This window comes from Arboricoccus pini (assembly GCF_900187945.1).
GTDB classification, from domain to species: domain Bacteria; phylum Pseudomonadota; class Alphaproteobacteria; order Geminicoccales; family Geminicoccaceae; genus Arboricoccus; species Arboricoccus pini.
The window spans coordinates 232,479-252,494 of sequence record NZ_FYEH01000004.1; the positions used below are offsets into that span (position 1 = coordinate 232,479).

Annotated in this window: 17 protein-coding genes and 1 tRNA gene; 16 read left to right on the plus strand and 2 right to left on the minus strand. The window is 60.7% G+C overall.

What is annotated here, in order from left to right; genetic code table 11:
- Window position 1: 1 nt before the first annotated feature.
- A complete protein-coding gene (locus tag CFB17_RS07505; protein WP_088560785.1) occupies window positions 2–1,459 on the minus strand; it encodes an NAD(P)-dependent oxidoreductase in 1,458 nt (485 codons plus the stop codon).
- 206 nt (window positions 1,460–1,665) lie between these two features.
- The gene (locus CFB17_RS07510) at window positions 1,666–2,592 is read right to left on the minus strand and encodes a complex I NDUFA9 subunit family protein (RefSeq protein WP_088560786.1); all 927 of its coding nucleotides are present in this window, start codon (window positions 2,590–2,592) and stop codon (window positions 1,666–1,668) included.
- Between the two features lie 143 nt (window positions 2,593–2,735).
- Here CFB17_RS07510 and CFB17_RS07515 point away from each other — a divergent pair.
- From CFB17_RS07515 to addA, 16 genes are all read left to right on the plus strand, one after another.
- A tRNA-Leu gene (locus tag CFB17_RS07515) sits at window positions 2,736–2,822 on the plus strand.
- Window positions 2,823–2,904: 82 nt separating this feature from the next.
- Complete coding sequence (locus CFB17_RS07520; protein WP_088560787.1) at window positions 2,905–3,522, plus strand: ribonuclease D; 618 nt, start codon at window positions 2,905–2,907, stop codon at window positions 3,520–3,522.
- 189 nt (window positions 3,523–3,711) lie between these two features.
- A complete protein-coding gene (locus tag CFB17_RS07525) occupies window positions 3,712–4,740 on the plus strand; it encodes a KpsF/GutQ family sugar-phosphate isomerase (protein WP_088560788.1) in 1,029 nt (342 codons plus the stop codon).
- A gap of 86 nt (window positions 4,741–4,826) precedes the next feature.
- Complete coding sequence (locus CFB17_RS07530) at window positions 4,827–5,459, plus strand: LptA/OstA family protein (protein ID WP_165769484.1); 633 nt, start codon at window positions 4,827–4,829, stop codon at window positions 5,457–5,459.
- Entirely contained in the window at window positions 5,456–6,277 is an 822-nt protein-coding gene (lptB, locus tag CFB17_RS07535) for an LPS export ABC transporter ATP-binding protein (protein WP_088560790.1), read from the plus strand. The genes CFB17_RS07530 and lptB overlap by 4 nt, the downstream gene beginning before the upstream one ends.
- Before the next feature lie 17 nt (window positions 6,278–6,294).
- Entirely contained in the window at window positions 6,295–7,749 is a 1,455-nt protein-coding gene (gene rpoN / locus CFB17_RS07540) for an RNA polymerase factor sigma-54 (protein ID WP_088560791.1), read from the plus strand.
- Window positions 7,750–7,828: 79 nt separating this feature from the next.
- A complete protein-coding gene (locus CFB17_RS07545; protein ID WP_088560956.1) occupies window positions 7,829–8,311 on the plus strand; it encodes a PTS sugar transporter subunit IIA in 483 nt (160 codons plus the stop codon).
- 14 nt (window positions 8,312–8,325) lie between these two features.
- Window positions 8,326–8,796 carry an HPr kinase/phosphorylase gene (locus tag CFB17_RS07550; protein WP_165769485.1) on the plus strand — a complete coding sequence of 157 codons (471 nt, stop codon included), beginning with the start codon at window positions 8,326–8,328 and terminating at the stop codon, window positions 8,794–8,796.
- The gene (gene rapZ / locus CFB17_RS07555; RefSeq protein WP_088560793.1) at window positions 8,786–9,724 is read left to right on the plus strand and encodes an RNase adapter RapZ; all 939 of its coding nucleotides are present in this window, start codon (window positions 8,786–8,788) and stop codon (window positions 9,722–9,724) included. The genes CFB17_RS07550 and rapZ overlap by 11 nt, the downstream gene beginning before the upstream one ends.
- Window positions 9,721–10,125, plus strand: coding sequence for a PTS sugar transporter subunit IIA (locus tag CFB17_RS07560; RefSeq protein ID WP_088560794.1), 405 nt, complete (start codon window positions 9,721–9,723; stop codon window positions 10,123–10,125). The genes rapZ and CFB17_RS07560 overlap by 4 nt, the downstream gene beginning before the upstream one ends.
- Before the next feature lie 29 nt (window positions 10,126–10,154).
- Entirely contained in the window at window positions 10,155–10,436 is a 282-nt protein-coding gene (locus CFB17_RS07565; RefSeq protein ID WP_088560795.1) for an HPr family phosphocarrier protein, read from the plus strand.
- Between the two features lie 142 nt (window positions 10,437–10,578).
- A complete protein-coding gene (gene ahcY / locus CFB17_RS07570; RefSeq protein ID WP_088560796.1) occupies window positions 10,579–11,982 on the plus strand; it encodes an adenosylhomocysteinase in 1,404 nt (467 codons plus the stop codon).
- A gap of 9 nt (window positions 11,983–11,991) precedes the next feature.
- Window positions 11,992–12,459, plus strand: a complete 468-nt coding sequence (gene tsaE / locus CFB17_RS07575) for a tRNA (adenosine(37)-N6)-threonylcarbamoyltransferase complex ATPase subunit type 1 TsaE (RefSeq protein ID WP_088560797.1) — start codon at window positions 11,992–11,994, stop codon at window positions 12,457–12,459.
- Complete coding sequence (locus CFB17_RS07580) at window positions 12,456–13,391, plus strand: aminoglycoside phosphotransferase family protein (RefSeq protein ID WP_088560798.1); 936 nt, start codon at window positions 12,456–12,458, stop codon at window positions 13,389–13,391. The genes tsaE and CFB17_RS07580 overlap by 4 nt, the downstream gene beginning before the upstream one ends.
- A gap of 47 nt (window positions 13,392–13,438) precedes the next feature.
- Entirely contained in the window at window positions 13,439–16,435 is a 2,997-nt protein-coding gene (gene addB / locus CFB17_RS07585; protein WP_088560799.1) for a double-strand break repair protein AddB, read from the plus strand.
- On the plus strand, window positions 16,432–19,965 hold the full coding sequence (gene addA, locus CFB17_RS07590; RefSeq protein ID WP_165769486.1) for a double-strand break repair helicase AddA: 3,534 nt from the start codon (window positions 16,432–16,434) through the stop codon (window positions 19,963–19,965). The genes addB and addA overlap by 4 nt, the downstream gene beginning before the upstream one ends.
- Window positions 19,966–20,016: the final 51 nt, after the last annotated feature.

Consider the following 20,016-nt stretch of genomic DNA (forward strand, 5'->3'; position numbering starts at 1 on the left):
CTCAGGAAGCAAGAGCCATCGGCACATCATCGACCGCTTCAACGCGGCCCTCGAGATAACGATGGATCGCCGCGGCTGCGTCACGACCATCCCGCACGCCCCACACCACCAGCGAGGCGCCGCGGACGATATCGCCGCCGGCAAATACCCCGGGCAGGCTCGTCATCATGGTGGTCCAATCGATCGTCAGGGTGCCCCAGCGCGTGACTTTGAGCGCATCCTCGCCGAACATTGCCGGAAGATCCTCGGGATCGAAGCCCAGCGCCTTGATGACGAGGTCGGCCGCATGACGTTCGTTCGAACCAGGCACAACCTCCGGCATCTGCCGTCCCGTGGAATCGGGCGCGCCCAGGCGCATGCGGTGCGCGCGCACGGCCTCGACCCGGCCTTCGCCTAGAAAAGCTTCTGGTGCGGAGAGCCAGACGAACTCGACGCCTTCCTCCTCGGCGTTCTTCACCTCCCGCATCGAGCCCGGCATATTGGCTTTGTCGCGCCTGTAAAGGCACTTAACGGACTTGGCTCCCTGGCGGATCGAGGTCCGCACGCAATCCATGGCCGTGTCGCCACCGCCGATGACGACGACATGCTTGCCCGCCGCGTTCAGCGTGCCATCCACGAAGGATGGGACGTCGTCGCCCATACCCATGCGATTGGATGCCGTCAGGAAATCGAGCGCCGCGACGACGCCCTTGAGGGCAGCCCCCGGCACCTGGATATCTCGGGCGCGGTAAACGCCCGTGGCAATGAAGACAGCGTCATACCGTTGGCGTAGTTCGGCAAAGCTCGGGCCGTTCTCCCCGATGCCGGCATTCAAATGAAAACGGATGCCCGATTGTCTGAAGTACTCGTTCCGCCGCTCGACGATGTCCTTCTCGAGCTTGAAGCCCGGGATGCCATACATCAAAAGGCCGCCCGCGCGATCGTAACGATCATAGACGTCCACTGCGTAGCCAAGCTTGCGCAGTTGTTCCGCAGCCGCCAGTCCAGCAGGCCCCGCACCGATCACCGCCACAGACGCACTACGCTCCCGGACTGGCTTCACGGGCTTGACCCAGCCGCGCTCAAACGCAGTATCCGTGATGTATTTCTCGACCGATCCGATCGTAACCGTGCCGTGCCCGGCCTGCTCGATGACACAGTTCCCTTCGCACAGCCTGTCCTGGGGACAGATGCGGCCACAGATCTCGGGCAGGTTATTCGTTGCCGAACTCAACTCGTAGGCTTCTTCAAGCCGGTCTTCGGCCGTCAGCTTGAGCCAGTCGGGAATGTTGTTGTGGACGGGGCAGTGCACTTGGCAGAATGGCACACCGCATTGCTCGCACCGGGATGCCTGCTGTCCCGCCCGCTCGGACGAGAACTGCCCGTAAATCTCTTTGAAATCGTCCCTGCGTTCGGCCACGGTTCGCTTGTCGGGCATTCGTTGCTCGATAGAGACGAATTGCATCATCTTCGACGCCATGAACCCTCCACGCAGACACGTAGCGAGGCCCCTGCTGAACAAGGGCCTTCTTCAGCGCTACAAACTGGAAGGTTTATAGAACCCGGCGAAAAGCGACGTCCACCTTCGAATTGCCCGAACGTTCAGCATTGGGACTAAAAAATGAACCGAGGAGAAAAGAAAAAGGATTCCCGGCGAGTTAGTCGTAATATCGTCCCGTTTTGATACTAGATTGCCGAGTGACGGAAATGCTTGGCTCTTGGCGCTAGATATGCCGGGACGATGGCTTCCAGGGGCGTCGGCGCTAGCCCTAGATCGCTCAAGCCAGCCGCACCATCGGCCACGACATTATCCAGGCGCAACAGCAAGAGTTGATCGCGGGTGAATGGTGGCTCCGGAAGTAACTCGAAGAGGCGCGCCTCGATCTCGGCAATGCTCCAAGGCAGATTGAGGAGCAACCGACGCCTGCCCAAAAGCCTGAGCAGATATTCGAGAAGCTCCTTGAACGTGTAGATGTTCGGGCCACCCAACTCATAGACTTGGCCGTCGACAGCATGGCCGTCGAGTGCCTTGACGATCGCGTCGGCAACATCGCCGACATAGACGGGCTGGAAACGCATCGTCCCCCCGCCGATGAGAGGCAGAGCCGGGGCAAACCGCGTCATTCTGGCGAATTTATTAAGAAACTGGTCCTCAGGTCCAAACAGAATGGACGGGCGGAGGATGACGACCTCGGGACCCGACTGCAACGCACTGGCTTCGCCCTCGGCCTTGGTCCGCGCATAGCGCGAACGTGACGCCGCGTCCGCGCCGATCGCTGACATCTGCACGAAGCGCGTGGCCCCGCCGGCACGCGCCGCCGCCCCGATCACACCGGGAAGCCTTGCCTGGAGGCGTTCGAAATCACCGTGCAGGATGCCGATGAGGTTGACCACAAAATCCGCGCCCTCCACGGCGCGCGCGATCGAAGCCTCGCTCAAGGAGGTCGGCATCGCGACGATCTGACCGACCTCACCCAACGGACGCAATTGGTAAGTCGTGCCCACATCGCGCGCGGGAACCCGGATCGTAGCCCCGCGCGCGGCCAAGCGACGGATTAGATGTCGTCCGATGAACCCCGACCCACCAAAAACTGTGACGACCTTACCGCGCATCACGCATCTCCCGCGATCATTTCGAACCCCGCCGTCACGAGACCGCGTGGCGCGGGCTAATCTAGAGCGTTGCGAGCGACAAAGGAACTGGCGACGCCCCGTTGACGCCGCGTCGCGAAGACCCTACACACCGGACGCCGTTGGCCCAGGTGGCGGAATTGGTAGACGCACCAGCTTCAGGTGCTGGCGCTCGCAAGGGCGTGGAGGTTCGAGTCCTCTCCTGGGCACCAATACTGACGGCGAGGTCTGATTTCCCTCCATGCTGCTACCTGGCTGGAGGCCGACCTTAAAAGCCATCATGCGGGACGAAGAATGGTCTACAGGCTGCATGAAGGCGACATCCCCGGCGATCTGTCGCTGGGCCAGGTCATCGCCGTCGACACCGAGACGATGGGCCTATCCACCAGCCGGGACCGACTTTGCCTCGTCCAATTGAGCGACGGCAACGGCCAAGCCCACTTGGTCCGCTTCCCGGCCGGCGGGGGCTACGAAGCACCGAACCTCAAGGCACTGCTGGCGGACCCGGGACGGCTAAAGCTTTTTCATTTTGCCCGCTTTGACCTTGCCGCCATCAAAGCTTATCTCGGCATCGACGCTGCGCCCGTCTATTGCACCAAGATCGCTTCGCGCCTCGTTCGGACCTATACCGACCGACACGGACTGAAGGAACTTTGCCGCGAGCTCCTGGGTGTCGACGTGTCCAAACAAGAACAAAGCTCTGACTGGGGCTCCGCGGATCTCTCCGACTCGCAACTCCGGTATGCCGCTGCAGATGTCCTCTATCTTCATCGCCTGCGCGAGCGCCTCGATATAATGTTGGCGCGTGAAGGCCGCGCTGATTTGGCGCAGCGCTGCTTCGAATTCCTTCCCACGCGAGCTGCCCTCGACCTTTCAGGTTGGGCGGAAACAGACATTTTCGCCCATTCGTAGAAATTTCGCGCCGGCGCGATGCTTCTACGCACAGCGGCCGACCGCAAATTACGTGCCAATCCCAAGCGTCGATTGACGATTGTACGGTCCCCACTCATACTCTTGCTATCGGACGCGCAGAGGGGCGCGGGCTGCCCTTGCAATGGTCGCTAAGAGGGGCCAGCACGCAGAGGAAATCAGGGATCGAGGATGACGGCTGATCGGATCGCCGATCTGCAGAGCGCGCACGCGAAGCAGACGCAGCGGGAGCTGGACTGGCTCGAAAGCGGACAACGCGTTATCGAAGCGGAAGCCCAGGCGTTGCTCCTAATGGGCCGCTCGCTTGGGCGCGACTTCACGGCTGCCGTCGACCTTCTCCAGGGCATCAAGGGGCGCGTGGTTGTCACCGGCATGGGCAAAAGTGGCCATGTCGGCCGGAAGATCGCGGCGACGCTTGCATCGACGGGCACGCCCGCCATGTTCGTTCACCCCGCCGAGGCCAGTCATGGCGATCTCGGCATGATCACGAATGCTGATGCAATTCTGGCACTCTCTAATTCTGGCGAAACAGCTGAACTCCGCAATTTGCTGCTTTACGCCAAACGTTTCGAGATACCGTTGGTTGCGATCGTCGGACGGCGTCAGAGCACGCTAGCTGAGGCGGCGTGGGTGACCTTGCCGCTACCACAGGTCAATGAAGCCTGCCCGCTGGGACTGGCTCCGACGACCTCGACCACGGCGACGCTTGCCCTCGGCGACGCTCTGGCGGTCGCGCTCCTGGAGAATCGCGGGTTCACAGCGCGCGACTTCGCGATCTTTCACCCTGGGGGTAAGCTTGGAAGCCAACTCGTCCGTGTGGAGGAGTTGATGCATCGCGGCGACGAAGTTCCGTTGGTAAGCCCCGACACGCTCATGCGCGAAGCGTTCTTCGTCATGACGGATAAGCGCATGGGTTGCGTCGGCGTGAGCGATGACGAGGGACGCCTTGTCGGAATCGTCACCGATGGCGATGTCCGGCGGCAGATGTCGAACGACATCCTGGATCAGCAGGTCGGCGCCTTGATGACCCGTGCGCCTGCTACTATCGATGCTCGGGCGCTTGCCGTCGAGGCGATGGCGATGATGAACAACGGCCCTCGCCCCAAGACCGTGCTTTTTGTGACCGACGGCAGGACAAAGAGCGACAGACCGGTCGGCATACTCCATCTCCACGACTGTTTGCGGGCAGGCATAGCTTAAGCATGAAAAGAGCCCTTTTCTCGCCACCTTGGCTGCCGATGCGAATTTCATGTGTAGAAGCAATTCCAACAAAGAAGGCGAGATCGATGCACTGGTCGAACAACGTTGCGAAGTTGACCTGCGGCACCGCTTTCATCGCCGTTGCAAGCTTGGGACTTGCCCCACTGGCGAAGGCGCAACTCGCCCAAGGCACGCAGTCGAAGGCGCCGATTGAGATCACCTCGGACCAGTTGACGGTCGATCAGGACAAGCAGATCGCGACCTTCACCGGCAACGTCGATGGCGTTCAGGGCGATGCCACGTTGAAAGCGGATGTCATGCGCGTCTATTACGTGCAGCAATCCGCTAACGGACAGGGCACCCAAGACAAGACCAACAATGGTGCTGCCACTTCCGGTTCGGCATCGGGGAATCAGAACATTCGCCGGATCGAAGCCGATGGTAATGTCATCATCTCTCAACCCGACCAGAACGCGACCGGCGACCACGGTGTCTACGAGGTACCGGAAGCCAAGGTCACGCTTATCGGCAACGTGGTGATTACCAATAAAGGCAATGTCGTCCGCGGCGGCAGGGCGGTCATGGACATGAATACGAACATCTCGACCGTCTATCCCGCCGAGACCGGCAAGACGCCTACCAGGACCCAGCGCGTTCGCGCTGTCTTCCAGAATGACAGCGCGAACGGAGCATCCTCCAACAAGCAGGGTAGCCAATGACGGCGACCGTCGTGGGCAACGATCAGGCCATCGACCGGCGCTGGCGCGCGTCACCCGGCGCCAAGGGGGAGCCTGCGGCACCCGGCGGCGTCGATCTCCCCTGCCTGAGGGTGGAGCATGTCAGCAAGCGTTATGGCGGGCGGATTGTCCTGCACGATGTCAGTGTCATGCTCCAGCGCGGCGAAGCCATCGGGCTTCTGGGTCCCAACGGTGCTGGCAAGACGACGACATTTTATATTGCCATGGGGCTGATCGCCGCTGATCGCGGCCGCGTCATGCTCGAAGGCGTCGATGTGACCCGGACCCCGATGCACCGGCGCGCACGCCTCGGGCTAGGCTACCTGCCTCAAGAAGCCTCCATCTTCCGCGGCATGAGCGTCGGCGACAATGTGCTAGCTGTCCTCGAATTGCACGAGCCGAACAGAACAGCCCGGTTTGACCGGCTGCGCGCGCTCCTCGATGAATTCGGGCTTAGCCATCTCATCCACGCACCTGCCCTGTCGCTCTCAGGCGGCGAACGGCGCCGGGTCGAGATTGCCAGGGCACTTGCCTCAAACCCACGCTACATTCTGCTCGATGAGCCGCTAGCCGGCATCGACCCCATCAACGTCGCCGAAATCCGCGATCTCGTGGCCCACCTCAAGGAGCGTGGCATCGGCGTCCTGATCACCGACCATAACGTACGCGATACGCTCGAGATCATTGATCGCGCCTACATCCTTCATGACGGCCGCGTGCTGAAGGAAGGCTCACCCTCTGACATCGTTGCAGATCCCATGGTTCGCCAAGTGTATCTCGGCGATCGCTTCACGCTTTAGAACGAGCATCCCACCCGATGGCGTTAGGGCTCCGTTTCGACGTTCGGCAAAGCCAAGGTTTGGTTCTGACGCCTCAACTCCAACAGGCGATCAAACTCCTTCAGCTTTCCAACATCGAGCTCTCCAACGTCGTCGATCGCGAATTGTCGGAAAATCCCTTTCTCGCGCGTCATGAGAGTGCACCGGAGCAACGTGCCACCCCGCCGGAGAGGGAGCCAAACCTTGACGGCATGGCTACCCTCAAGCCTGGACGCGACGGGGCTGATGACGGCTGGTCACAGCCGGCGACGGCCAGTGCTAGCGACTCACGCCTACGCCTTTCACGAAACGGTGGCCGCGGCTTTGAGGAGGGCGAGCCGGCATTCGATGCGCGACTGAGCAAGGCCAAGACGTTAGCTGATCACGTACGCGAGCAGATCAGTGGATTCCCCGCACCGGAAACCAGTCGGAAGATCGCCCATCTTCTCGTCGATTATCTCGACGAGGATGGCTATCTGCGCGATGCGGATCGAGATATCGCTGATCAGCTGCAGCTCAAAGAAGAGGGCATCAAGGCAGCACGTCTGATCATCCAAGGCTGCGATCCCCCCGGCATCGGTGCGATCGATCTTGCTGATTGCCTGGCAATCCAATTGCGCGACAGAAATCGCTTTGACCCCGCGATGGCTACGCTCGTCAACAACCTGCCGCTCGTCGCGCGGGCGGATTTCACGGCATTGCAGCGACTCTGTCAGGTTGATGCCGAAGATGTCCGCGACATGATCCTAGAACTCAAGCTTCTCGATCCCCGACCTGGCTCGTCGTTCGCGCCGCGCGCCGAGCCAATCGACGCCATTCCCGATATCGTTGTGATGCAAGGCCGACTTGGCCAATGGCGAATCGAGCTCAATGAATCGACGTTGCCCCGGGTCCTTGTAGATCGCCGGTACTATGCCGATCTATCGAACGTCACGACGTCGCGACGTGATCGTGAGTTCATGAGCGAGCGGTATCAGGCGGCAACCTGGCTCGCCAAGGCGCTCGATCAGCGAGCCAAGACATTGTTGAAGGTAGCAAGTGCGATATTTGAACGCCAATCAGCGTTCCTGGAGAGCGGAGCTCACCATCTAAGACCACTGGTGCTAAGAGACATCGCCGAGGCGACTGGGCTTCATGAGAGCACTGTCAGTCGGGCGACTGCCGACAAGTTTGCCTCAACACCAAGAGGTACATTCCCGCTACGCTACTTCTTTACAACGGCGATTGCCGGCACGAGTGGCGCGGAGATGCACAGCGCCGAGGCGATCAGGCAGCGCATCAAGCGGATGATCGAAGCCGAAGATCCGATCAACGTGCTCTCGGACGACCAAATCGTCGAATCTCTCAAGCAGGTCGGGGTGGCGATCGCGCGCAGGACGGTCGCGAAATATCGCGAATCTCTAGGCATCGCCTCCTCAGTACAACGCAGACGCAGCAAGGCCTTACAGGCATGATTTTTTCTAGATATGTTCTCATTGTCGTGACTGTCGGAACGACCATTTTGGCACTCCTCGACAGGGCGCGGAGCCAACGATGACACGACTGGAAGAACTGGTTACGTGCGACCGGATCGTCTGTGGCCTTGAGGCAAACAATAAGAGTGGATTGTTGCATGAAGTTGCGCATATCGCAGCCGAAAGAACCGGAATAGCGGCCGCCCGGATTGAGGACGCTTTGCTTGAACGAGAACGCCTTGGAACGACGGGGCTAGGCGGTGGGATCGCAATCCCTCATGCGCGCATTCCCGAACTGCCCGAGTTGACCGGTTTCTTCGTTCGTCTCAACCGGCCTATCGATTTCGACGCTGTAGACGCAGAGCCGGTCGACCTCATCTTCGTGCTGCTTGCTCCTGAAGAAGCAAGGGTCGATCATCTTAAAGCTCTGGCGCGTATCGCCCGCATTCTGCGGGACGGGCAGCTTTGCAACACGCTCAGATGCAGCGAGGACCGCGAGGCAGTGCATGGCCTGCTGACGAAAAAAGCGGACCCCATCAGCTCCACCCAACCGCGCGGCTGACATATGGCAGGCCCTTGAGCGCGACCGACGATGCCCAACCGCCTTCCACGTCAGTGATCAATGCCGCCGTCGCGGTCCAATGGCTGGGTAGCGGCATTCTTCTGTTGGGGCCGTCAGGGAGCGGCAAGTCCGATCTGGCTCTGCGAATAGTCGAGGGTGGCGGGAGGCTGATCGCAGATGACCTCGTTCGTCTCACTAAATGCGACGGACAGCTTCACGCCACGGCTGTGGCACTGCCCGGCCACATCGAGTTGCGCGGGCTAGGCATCTTCAAAGTGGCTCATCAGGCGAGCCATCCTCTTCATCTCTCGGTTCAGCTGCAGAGCAGGAAACAAGGAAGCAGCGTCGAACGACTGCCGAATCTAGACCACCTCAAGCTCCTGGGGGTGCCTTTGCCAACGATCATGCTTGACCCTTTTGAGGTTTCTGCGCTGGCCAGGTTGAAGGTCGTGTTGCGAGCGAGGCGAGTCGATAATGGGCATTGAGGCCGAACACGAGGCCCCGGCGCTAAATCGAGTCGTGATTGTCACAGGCATGTCGGGCGCCGGGCTGAGCAGCAGTCTCAAATGCCTGGAGGATCATGGCTTCGACGTCATCGACAATTTGCCGATTCCTCTCTTCAAGGCCCTCATCAACGCCAAGGAGCCATTTTCCTCTCCTCTGGCGATCGGCATTGCCAGTCGGACACGCGGCCTCGTGCCAACGCAATTTTGTGCCGATCTCGCGACGTTGCGTCGGGATCAGCGGTTGGAGCTGACGATGCTCTTCCTGGATTGCCAGGACGAGGTGTTAAGGCGCCGCTTCACCGAGACGCGCCGCCGCCATCCGCTCACCGGCGACGAACCAGTAATGGATAGCATCGCACGGGAACGGTCCCTTCTGGCGCCCCTCAAGGTAGCGGCCGATCTCCGCTTCGACACCACATCGACGCTCGTCAGTGAACTGCGTACTTGGCTCGGCAGCCATCTTAGCCTCGCAGATCGCCCTCCCTTGACCATCACGCTCGTCTCCTTCGCCTACCGCCATGGACTGCCACAAGAGGCCGACCTTGTTCTGGATGCGCGGTTTCTCCGCAATCCTTATTATGTGCAGGAGTTGCGCGATCAGACGGGATTGATGGATACCGTGCAGGCCTACGTCCGCGCCGATCCGGATTTCGGGGGCTTCTGGAGCAATCTTCAGGCCCTGTTGCTGCCCTTGCTGCCGCGGTTCAAGGCGGAAGGAAAAAGTTATCTTACCATCGCCATTGGCTGTACAGGGGGCCAGCATCGGTCCGTCTTCATTGCCCAGTTGCTGGGGCTTTGGCTGACTGAAGAGGGATGGCCAGCAAACATAATCCATAGAGAACTCAATCGCACAGCCTTCCGTCACCAGCCAGGCATGGCTGTCGACGCCCAGGGGACTCCTCGATGATCGGACTAGTACTTGTCACTCACGGCCAGCTCGCCGATGCGTTCGTCGCTGCGCTTGAGCATGTGGTAGGCCCACAAAGCCAGATCCAAACCGTCTGCATCGGCGCAGACGACGATGTCGAACAGCGACGGCAGGATATCGTCGAAGCGGTACGTGCCGTCGATCTAGGCGATGGCGTCATCATCCTGACGGATATGTTCGGCGGCACGCCCTCCAATCTTGCTATCTCGACGATGGAGCGCGCCGGCGTGGAAGTCATTGCGGGCGCCAACCTTCCAATGCTGATCAAACTGGCGACTATTCGCAACACCGAGCCACTGGATACCGCCGTCTTGGCCGCCCAGGAGGCTGGCCGAAAATATATCAATATCGCGAGCAAACTTCTCCTGGTAGAGCGCTGATTGCGATCAAAAATCTCGGGCCAGACTAGATGGGTGAATCGACGATCTATAAGGACGTCACGATCGTCAATCGGCGCGGGCTGCATGCCCGCGCCGCCGCCAAATTCGTCAAGGCTGCCGACCGATTCACTTCTAGTATCGCCGTTCAGGTAACCGACGATATCCGCGCCTCGGGCACGTCGATCCTGGGCCTCATGATGCTCGCAGCGTCGACGGGAACAGTTATCAAGATTTCAGCGACGGGCGCAGATGCCGAGCAGGCAGTAGACACGCTGGCCGGGCTTGTGGAACGCGGTTTCGACGAGGAATAAAAAAGAGGGGGAGATGTCGCAACCGCGACCCAATCTTGCCCATAGCATATAAAACATGCTTTATATGCGCCGGCCCGTTTTGGTGCCGTAGAGGGGCGCTATCCGCAGCCTCGAGTCTATCCAGTTTTGAGATGATGAGCCCATGAGCGAGTTCAAGGACTATCACGTCGCCGACGCCTCGCTGGCCCCCTGGGGCCGCCGCGAGATCGCGATCGCCGAGACAGAAATGCCCGGGCTCATGGCCTTGCGGGCCGAGTATGGCGCCAGCAAGCCTCTGCAAGGTGCCCGTATCGCGGGCTCGCTGCATATGACGATCCAGACGGCGGTCCTAATCGAGACGCTCGTCCATCTCGGCGCCGAGGTCAGATGGGCATCGTGCAATATTTTCAGCACTCAGGATCATGCGGCGGCGGCGATCGCCGCTGCGGGCATTCCCGTGTTCGCCTTCAAAGGCGAGAGCCTGCCTGAATATTGGGACTTTGCGCGCCGAATCCTGGAATGGGGCGATGGTGGCGTGCCCAACATGATCCTGGATGACGGCGGCGACGCCACCTTGTTCGTGCATCTGGGTTTGCGTGCCGAACAAGGTGACACGGCCTTCTTGAATGACGCCTCGAACGAAGAGGAAGAGGTGCTCTTTAGCCTCATCAAGAGAACTCTCACTGAGAAGCCCGGCTGGTTTGCCGAACTGGCTCGGTCGATCAAAGGAGTTTCCGAGGAAACCACGACGGGCGTGCACCGTCTCTACGAGATGCAGAAAAAGGGGCAGCTCCTCTTTCCCGCCATCAACGTGAACGACAGCGTCACCAAATCGAAGTTCGATAATCTCTATGGCTGTCGCGAGAGCCTGGTCGACGGCATTCGTCGGGCGACCGACGTCATGATGGCAGGCAAGGTGGCGACCGTCTGCGGTTTCGGCGACGTGGGCAAGGGCTCTGCGGCATCGCTCCGCAACGCTGGTGCCCGGGTGCTGGTCACCGAAATCGACCCCATCTGCGCGCTCCAGGCGGCAATGGAAGGGTATGAAGTGGTGACGATGGATGACGCGGCGCCGCGCGCCGACATCTTCGTAACCGCCACCGGCAATGTCGACGTCATCACGGTCGATCATATGCGGGCGATGAAGGATCGGGCGATCGTCTGCAATATCGGCCATTTCGACAGCGAAATTCAGATCGCCGGCTTGCGCAACCTTGCGTGGCATGAAGTCAAGCCGCAGGTCGACGAAGTCGAGTTTCCTGATGGCCACCGGATCATCCTTCTGGCCCAGGGTCGTCTAGTCAATCTCGGCTGCGCTACCGGCCATCCGAGCTTCGTGATGTCGGCGTCCTTCACCAACCAGACGCTGGCGCAGATCGAGCTCTGGTCGAATCAGAGCAGCTATGAGAAGAAGGTCTATGTCCTGCCGAAGCGGCTGGATGAAAAGGTCGCGGCGCTGCACCTGGAAAAGATCGGCGTGAAGCTGACGAAGCTTACCGACAAGCAGGCAGCCTATCTCGGTCTCGACAATGCCGGCCCCTTCAAGCCCGAGGCCTATCGTTACTAGAAGGGATCGATGCAGCGGTCCTACGACATCGCGGAGTTGAGCGGCACATTAGGGCTCGCTGCCAACCTCGCCTCACGCTTACGCAATGGCGACGTCGTCCTTCTCGAGGGCGACCTCGGCATGGGGAAATCGACCTTCGCACGCGCTCTCATTCAGGCGCGAGCGGGATCGGCTATTGACGTACCGAGTCCGACATTCACGCTCGTTCAGCCTTATGATCTTGGCGATCTTTCGATTCTCCATGCTGACCTTTATCGTCTCAATGATCCGGACGAATCCAGGGAATTGGGACTGGAGGACGCGCTCGATCGGGCGGCGCTGCTGGTTGAATGGCCCGAGCGGCTGCCCGACCTCTATCATCTCGATCATCTCCGCGTGTCATTTGGCGGCGATCTTGTGAACAATTCCGATCGACGGCTCATCAACGTCGCCGGAACGCCAAGCTGGCACGCACGCATCACTGATCTCGCGCCGTGACGATTGAGCGCTTTCTCGCCCAGCACGGCTGGGAACAGGCCCGGCGCGAGGTCGTCGCTGGCGATGCGGGAGGCCGGCGCTATTTTCGCCTCGCGGTCGCCGATCGTCGAATCATCCTTATGGACGGCAGCGATGATGGGCCGATCGACCGCTTCGTCGCGATTAGCATTTGGCTGCGTGGTATCGGCCTGCATGCGCCGGCCGTTCTAGAAGCGTGCCCCAAGGAGCGCTTGGCGCTACTCGAAGATCTCGGCGACGCTACGGTCTCAAAGCAAAGCTGGCGGGAAGATGAAGAGATCGAGATTTATCGTCTTGCCGCAGAAGCCATCGCGCGGATGCAACAAGCTGAAGCACCCGCGGGTCTGCCAGTCATGTCAAATGAGCGCTTGACCGACATCGTCCAACTCTTCCTCGATATCCAACTCCCCGCGCTGGATCAGGCGGGGCGATTGGCGTTTCTGGACCTCTGGAAGGATCTTCTCCCTCATGCGACATTGGGGCAGCCGGCCTTTCTCCATCGTGACTATCACAGCCCCAATCTCGTCTGGATGCCCAAGGCTCATGGTTTTGATCGACTAGGCATATTGGATTTTCAGGATGCCTTCATTGGCCCTCCCGCCTACGATCTCGTCTCCCTGATCGACGATCCACGGCGGGACGTGCACCCTGCAGCCGCTAAAGCTGCGCACGATCAATATTTAAGTTCCCGACCGGAGTTCCGGCGCGATGACCTTGAACGCGCCATTGCGGTCCTCGGCGCGCAACGGGCACTTCGCATCTTGGCGGTCTTCACCCGCCTGAGCCTTCAAGGCAAACCAAATTATCTTGCGATGCGGCCTCGCGTGATCGGCTATTTGCGGCAGCGCCTTACCCATCCCATTCTCAGCCAGCTGCGTAGCTGGCTGAATGCACAGACGGACCTTCTCGTTTAACCGGCGCAGACTGGAATATAAGGCATGACATCGCCTAGTCTTCGTCCATGTCAAACGTCTATACGATACCGGCGCACCAGAATTTCATTCCTACTCTCATCGAAGGGTTGCAGGATCGGTTGGGTGATGATCTCGCGCGAGCGCTGATCCTACTTCCCAGCCGTCGTGCCTGCATCGCCGTTCGCGATGCTTTTCTCGCAGGCGCCGAGGGCCGGGCGATGCTTCTCCCGCGCCTTCAACCGGTCGGCGAAGCCGCGATCGAGGATGTGGCGCTGGATCCGGCGGCGGCCTGGACTCTTGCCACGCCAATTGCGCCCATCGCCCGCCTGACAACATTGACACGCCTGGTAGCAGCACAAGGGTTGACCTTTGAGCAGGCCGTCCGACTGGCGGCCGAACTTGCCAAGCTTCTGGACGAACTCGCGACGGAGGACGTGCCGATCGAAAGGCTGCGCGATGTGGTCCCCGCACATCTCGCAGCGCATTGGCAGGAATCGCTTCGTTTCCTGGACATCATCGGCGTAGCTTGGCCGGCCCTTCTCGCGGCTCGCCAGATGGTCGATCCTGCCAGCTATCGCAACCAGTTATTGAGCGCGATCACCGAGCGCCTTCGGGATCACCCGCCGCGCCATCCGGTCGTGGCCGCGGGCATGAACGGAAGCATTCCAGCCGTGGCGCGTCTGCTGAAAGTTATAGCCGCGACGGAGCGCGGCAGTGCTGTGCTCCCCGGCCTCGATCTCGAGATCGACTCTTCCGACTGGCTGGCATTAGGTCCTGGCCATCCGCAATTCGCGCTTCGAAAATTGCTAGGTATCATGGAGGTACCAAGGGAAGATGTTACTCCTTGGCTCGCGCCGGACAAAGCGCCGCCCGAGGCCCGTATCGAGCGCCTCAACCTGTTGCGTCAGGCTCTTCGCCCGGCGGAGTCCAGCGAGGCTTGGGCCGGATCGCGCCTGAACGGCCCAAAGGCCCTCGAGGGCATGACCCTTTCCGTTAGCGGCGATCTTAACGGCGAGGCCATGGAACTAGCGATTCGCATTCGCGAAGCCCTTGAGATACCAGATCGGAAGGTGGCACTGGTCACCTCGAACCGCCATCTGGCTCGCCGTGTCGCCGCCGAGCTCTCACGCTGGGGCATCATCGCCGACGACAGCGCCGGCGTACCGCTTGATCAATCTCCGCCAGGGACCTTCATGCTGTTGGCGGCGCACATGGTAGCCGAATCCGCGGCCCCCATTCGGCTGCTTTCGCTACTGAAGCATCCTCTTGCCGTCGCGGGTCAACCAAAAGGGGAACTTCGCCGAATTGTCCGCGCGATGGAGCGCTCTATCCTTCGTGGTCAACGCCCTGCGTCCGGCCTCGAAGGATTGATCGATTTTGCCAAAGCCCACGAGCCTTCGGAGGCATCAAGCGACACTCTTCAGGCGATCATAACGGTACTCGAAAGCCTTGCGACGCACGCGAAGCCGCTACAGGCGTTGATGAAAAGCGAACAGGCAGCCTTTGTCGATTTGCTCAAAGCGCATCTTGCTCTTAGCGAGTGGCTGTGTGCGGACGAAACCGGCGATCCGACCGAGCTTTGGAGCCACGAGGCCGGACGGACCCTGAACCTTTTCGTTGCCGAACTGTTCGAAGCCGCCCCCGATCTCGGCATTATCGCAACGAGTGCCTATCCAGCCATCCTAGCAGTTCTCATGGGTCAGGAAACCGTTCGTTCGCAACGCCCTGGCCATCCGAGGGTAGCGATCCTGGGTCAGCTCGAGAGCCGCTTGAATTCTGCGGACCTCGTGCTCATCGGCGGCTTGAACGAGGGCGTTTGGCCAAGGTCTGCCGATAGCGGTCCCTGGCTCAATCGGGATATGCGCCAGCAGCTTGGCTTACCCCCGGCAGAGCAGGCAATAGGCATAGCTGCGCATGATTTCGTCATGAACGCGATGGCGCCTGAGATCGTTCTCAGCCGCGCAAATAAGGACCAGGCTGGGGCCCCCACCCAACCCTCGCGCTGGCTCAGCCGGTTAACGGCCGTACTGCGTGCCAACGGTCGCCTTGAGGAGATCACGTCCGATAAAAAATATGCCTATTGGACGTCGAGTATCGACGCGCCCAAGGGAATAGCCTGGCCCGCCCCCATCCGCCGCCCCAGCCCTCGTCCGCCGGTCAAGGCGCGGCCGAGGGTCTACTGGGCTACTCATCTCCAAGAACTCGTCCGCGATCCTTACCAGCACTATGCTCGTCGCATTCTTAATCTTCGCGAGCTCGACCCGATCGACGCGGAGCCCGGGCCTCTGGAACGGGGTCAGGTTATTCATGCAGCGATCGATCGGTTCTTGCGCGAATATCCAACCGGGCAACTCCCAGACGACGCACAAGAGCGTCTGCTGGCCATCGGCCGGACGACTTTTGCAACCCTTGCCGCAGAGCCGCGAATCGCTGTCTTGTGGTGGCCCCGGTTCAAGGCCATCGCTGAATGGTTTGTAACCCAGGAACGCGAGCGGCGGGGAGTGGTCGCCCGCGTCCTGACCGAGATCGAAGGCGAAATCGTCATCCCAAGTGCGAATGGCGAACTGCCCGGAATAAGGATCAAGGCGCGGGCCGATCGCATCGAACTCGGGAAAAGCGGCGCCATTTCCATTGGCGATTACAAGACCGGGGTCCTCCCGAGTAACACGGACATCCGCACCGGCCGGGCTCCACAGCTTCCGGTTGAAGCCGCTATTGCGCGCTCCGGCGGATATCCGGGCATTGAGGGAGAGGATCTGGCGGAGCTGACCCTGTGGGGACTCCGAGGCGGCGAGCCCGCGGGCGAGATCGTCAATCCCACGATGAGCAGCCGAAAGGCGATCATGACTGCCGACGAACTGGCCGGCCGCGCCAGAAACTGGCTGGAGCGCCTGACCGCCTATATCGAAGATCCCCTTACCAGCTATGCGCCGACGCCGCGTCCGGAGATCGCACGCCGAGGCGATGGGTACGAGCATCTGGCCCGGCTCGGCGAATGGTATGGTACGGACGTCCCATCGGATGCCGACGGAGAAGATCCATGACGGGCTCCTCGTCGCGCATACGGCCCACACCTGAGCAGATGCGATCTGCCGATCCGAAGCATTCTGTCTGGGTCACGGCCAATGCCGGGACGGGCAAGACGCGCGTGCTATCGGATCGCATCCTGCGTCTTCTACTAGCCGGCGCACGCCCGGAATCCATCTTGGCAATTACCTTCACGAAAGCGGCGGCAGCGGAAATGATCGCGCGTGTCGAAGCGGTCCTTTCGCGCTGGGCGACGATGCCGGACGAACGCGAACTCACGCTCGAACTTGCCGATCTGAGCGACGAAGAGGTGCATCTTCAGCGCGTCCGGCAAGCCCGCCGACTCTTTGCGCAGGTGCTGGACCTGCCAAAGGGCCTGCCGATCATGACGATCCATGCTCTATCCACCGCGCTTTTGCGGCGCTTTCCCATTGAAGCCGGCGTCGCGCCGCATTTCGAGACGATCGACGATCGTACAGCCAGCGAAATGATGATCGAGGCGCGGGAGGAAATATTGACGCTGGCACAAAACGACGATGGCCCGCTGGCCCGCGCCCTCGACGTCTTGGCGACAAGCCTGAGCGAGACCAGTCTCACCTCGGCCATTCAGGAAATGCTCGACCAGCGGGTCCGTCTTGAGCGTGCGCTCGAGCGCCACTCCGATCTCGACGATCTCATCGCAAGCATCTATCGGCGTCTCGACGCCGACCCAACGCTTCAACCCGCGGACATTCTTCTGCGTGCCTGTCGCGACGGCGAATATGACGCGGAAGGATTGGCGCAACTGGTGGCTGCCCTGCGAACTGGCAGCAAGACGCAACTCTCGGCTGCGGTCGAGATAGCCACGTGGCTGTCGATGGCAGCGCCGGATCGACTCCGGTCTTTCGAGGCAAACTATAAACCGCTTTTCCTAAAGGCGGACAATGGCCCCAGGGGAGACGTGCTGACCAAGAAATTGCGGGAACGTTTCCCGGCGGAGGCAAATGTCTACGATCGGGAACAGGCCCGGGTCAGCCAGGTCTTTGCACGGGTCCGTGGCCTGTTCATCGCCCGCCGCACAGAAGCCATGCTTCGGGTCGGTTTTGCCGCAATTCAGTCCTATGAGCGCCAGAAGTCCCAGCGAGCAGCACTCGATTTCGAGGATCTCATCGAGCGGGCGCGAAAGCTCTTGGCCAGTCCCGACCGCACGGAATGGGTGCTCTTCAAACTAGATGAGCGCATCGCCCATCTCCTGGTCGACGAAGCCCAGGATACCAGCCCGGCGCAATGGGATCTCGTCGAGCGACTGACCGAGGATTTCTTCTCCGGCGAAGGCGCCCACACACTCCCGCGAACTCTATTTGTCGTCGGCGACGAAAAACAGTCGATCTACAGTTTTCAGGGTGCCGATCTCGTCAATTTTCGCAGCGTCAGGGATCGCATTGCTGAGCGAGCGGCCAATGCCGGCAAGCCCATGCATGTCGAACGGATCGAACGCTCGTTCCGATCCTCCCGGGCCGTTCTCGAACTCGTCGACGCGGTTTATGCCAATCCCGAGGTCAGGCAGGGCGTCACAGATGCCGCCGTCGAGATCCGTCATCAGACGCAACGGGTGAACGATGCAGGTCAGGTCGAGCTCTGGCCGCTTGTCGAGCCGGACGATCAAAATCATGGTCACGAGACAGAGGATGCATGGCCCCTGCCGGGTGGCCAAACCCTATCGCATGAAGCCAATCGCCGCCTTGCCGAGGCTATCGTCGATCGCGTGCAAGGATGGCTCGAGACAAAGGAGCGGCTTGCCCACGCAGGCCGGCCGATCAGGCCGGGCGACATCCTGATTCTCCTTCAACAGCGTGGCACGGTCCAAGACCTACTGGTGCGCGCATTCAAGCGTCGCAACGTCCCGGTAGCCGGTGCGGATCGGCTCAACATCATTACGCACATTGCTGTTGCCGACCTGCTGGCGCTGGGCAATGCGATGCTGCTGCCAGAGGACGATTTGACCCTCGGCTGCCTACTGAAAAGCCCGCTCGTCGGATCTGAAAGTGATTTACCCGCTGATTGGGGGCTGAGCGAAGAAGAGTTGTTTGCGCTCGCTCATGGCAGGGAACAGCAAAGCCTGCTCGAACGGCTCCGGCAGTTTGCCGAAGGACATGGCGGCCGCTACGGTCAAGTTTATGGTCGCATTCGTGAATGGTTGCGCCGCGCCGATTTCATGCCGCCTTACGAGTTCTTTGTACGCGTGCTGGGCGAGGATGGCGGCCGGCGTCGGCTGCTGGCGCGGCTTGGATCCGATGCCCTCGAGCCCATTGAGGCCTTTCTCAGCCAGGCGCTAGCCTATGAAGAGGGCCATCCGGCCTCTCTCCAGGGATTTGTCTATTGGCTGCGACAGGATGAGCGGCAGATCAAGCGCGACCCCGAACAAAGCCAGGATGCGGTCCGCGTGATGACGGTCCATGGGTCAAAGGGCCTCGAGGCACCTATCGTGATCCTGGCAGATGCGGGCCCTCGGCAAAATATCAGTCGATCGCGATTGCTTTGGGATCCGCGAAGCGGCCTGCCCTTCTGGCGTCCGAACAAAGAGGAGCGCGAGGATGTCACGGGCAATGCGATTGCTGAGCAAGATGTCCGGTCGGGGGATGAACGGCGGCGTCTTCTCTATGTGGCGCTCACCCGGGCCAGGGACCGACTTTATGTCACTGGGTGGCAGCCGCGCAAAAAAAGCAACGACAGCGACTGGCACAGCATCGTCGAGACCGCGATGCGAAGCATGCCGGGCGTCGAAAGCCTCCCCTTGGACTGGGTCGGACAGGCGGACGCACGCGCCTTGCGAATCTCCCGCGGCGTGCCGGCGACATATGCGGCAGCGAGCGAAGCGAATACGATCGTCGATCGCGAAACCTCCATACCGCCCTGGTTATACCAGCCGGCAAGGGAGGAGACGACGAAGAGCCGACCGCTGGCGCCGTCCCATCAGAGCGACGATGAGCCCACCACTTCGAGCCTAGGTGACCACGCCTCGCACACAATCGCATTGCGGCGAGGCGTGCTCGTCCACACGCTCTTGGGGTCGTTGCCGTCTCTTCCGGCGTCAGAACGCTCAGCGGCGACCGAAATCTGGCTTCGCCGCCGGGCAGCCGAGATGCCAGCAGAGGAGCGCGCCGGCATTGCCAAGACGGTCATGCGCATTCTCAAATCAGCCGACCTCGAGCCCATTTTCGCCAACGATGCATTCGTCGAACAGCCGATAGTCGGCGTAGTGGGAGAAGTTGCGGTCAGCGGCCAGATCGACCGGATGGCGATACGAGACCGGGAGATCATTCTTGTCGACTTCAAGACCGGTACGGCACCGAGCGGCGATCGCGCCCCCCCGCTACGCTACCTGAAGCAGATGCAGAGCTATAAGGCTCTCCTGGCACAGCTCTACCCGGACAAGCAAATACGCTGCGCCCTTGTCTGGACCGACACGGGCGTCGTTTCCTGGCTGTCGGATGTGGACCTATCGTCCGCCCCCTTGCGTCCGTTCGACCGCTTCCCCAACTTGACTACAGAGGAAGCTAATATTTAGCTTCCGTTCGGTGACAGCTTGCGCTCGCTAAGCCCTTCGAAGGACATTCAA

What these genes read in the sequence shown, in the direction of transcription:
- CFB17_RS07505 (WP_088560785.1), bottom strand. Translation starts at nt 1,459, where the DNA reads ATGGCGTCGAAGATGATGCAATTCGTCTCTATCGAGCAACGAATGCCC.
- CFB17_RS07510 (WP_088560786.1), bottom strand. Translation starts at nt 2,592, where the DNA reads ATGCGCGGTAAGGTCGTCACAGTTTTTGGTGGGTCGGGGTTCATCGGA.
- CFB17_RS07520 (WP_088560787.1), top strand. Translation starts at nt 2,905, where the DNA reads ATGGTCTACAGGCTGCATGAAGGCGACATCCCCGGCGATCTGTCGCTG.
- CFB17_RS07525 (WP_088560788.1), top strand. Translation starts at nt 3,712, where the DNA reads ATGACGGCTGATCGGATCGCCGATCTGCAGAGCGCGCACGCGAAGCAG.
- CFB17_RS07530 (WP_165769484.1), top strand. Translation starts at nt 4,827, where the DNA reads ATGCACTGGTCGAACAACGTTGCGAAGTTGACCTGCGGCACCGCTTTC.
- lptB (WP_088560790.1), top strand. Translation starts at nt 5,456, where the DNA reads ATGACGGCGACCGTCGTGGGCAACGATCAGGCCATCGACCGGCGCTGG.
- rpoN (WP_088560791.1), top strand. Translation starts at nt 6,295, where the DNA reads ATGGCGTTAGGGCTCCGTTTCGACGTTCGGCAAAGCCAAGGTTTGGTT.
- CFB17_RS07545 (WP_088560956.1), top strand. Translation starts at nt 7,829, where the DNA reads ATGACACGACTGGAAGAACTGGTTACGTGCGACCGGATCGTCTGTGGC.
- rapZ (WP_088560793.1), top strand. Translation starts at nt 8,786, where the DNA reads ATGGGCATTGAGGCCGAACACGAGGCCCCGGCGCTAAATCGAGTCGTG.
- CFB17_RS07560 (WP_088560794.1), top strand. Translation starts at nt 9,721, where the DNA reads ATGATCGGACTAGTACTTGTCACTCACGGCCAGCTCGCCGATGCGTTC.
- CFB17_RS07565 (WP_088560795.1), top strand. Translation starts at nt 10,155, where the DNA reads ATGGGTGAATCGACGATCTATAAGGACGTCACGATCGTCAATCGGCGC.
- ahcY (WP_088560796.1), top strand. Translation starts at nt 10,579, where the DNA reads ATGAGCGAGTTCAAGGACTATCACGTCGCCGACGCCTCGCTGGCCCCC.
- tsaE (WP_088560797.1), top strand. Translation starts at nt 11,992, where the DNA reads ATGCAGCGGTCCTACGACATCGCGGAGTTGAGCGGCACATTAGGGCTC.
- addB (WP_088560799.1), top strand. Translation starts at nt 13,439, where the DNA reads ATGTCAAACGTCTATACGATACCGGCGCACCAGAATTTCATTCCTACT.
- addA (WP_165769486.1), top strand. Translation starts at nt 16,432, where the DNA reads ATGACGGGCTCCTCGTCGCGCATACGGCCCACACCTGAGCAGATGCGA.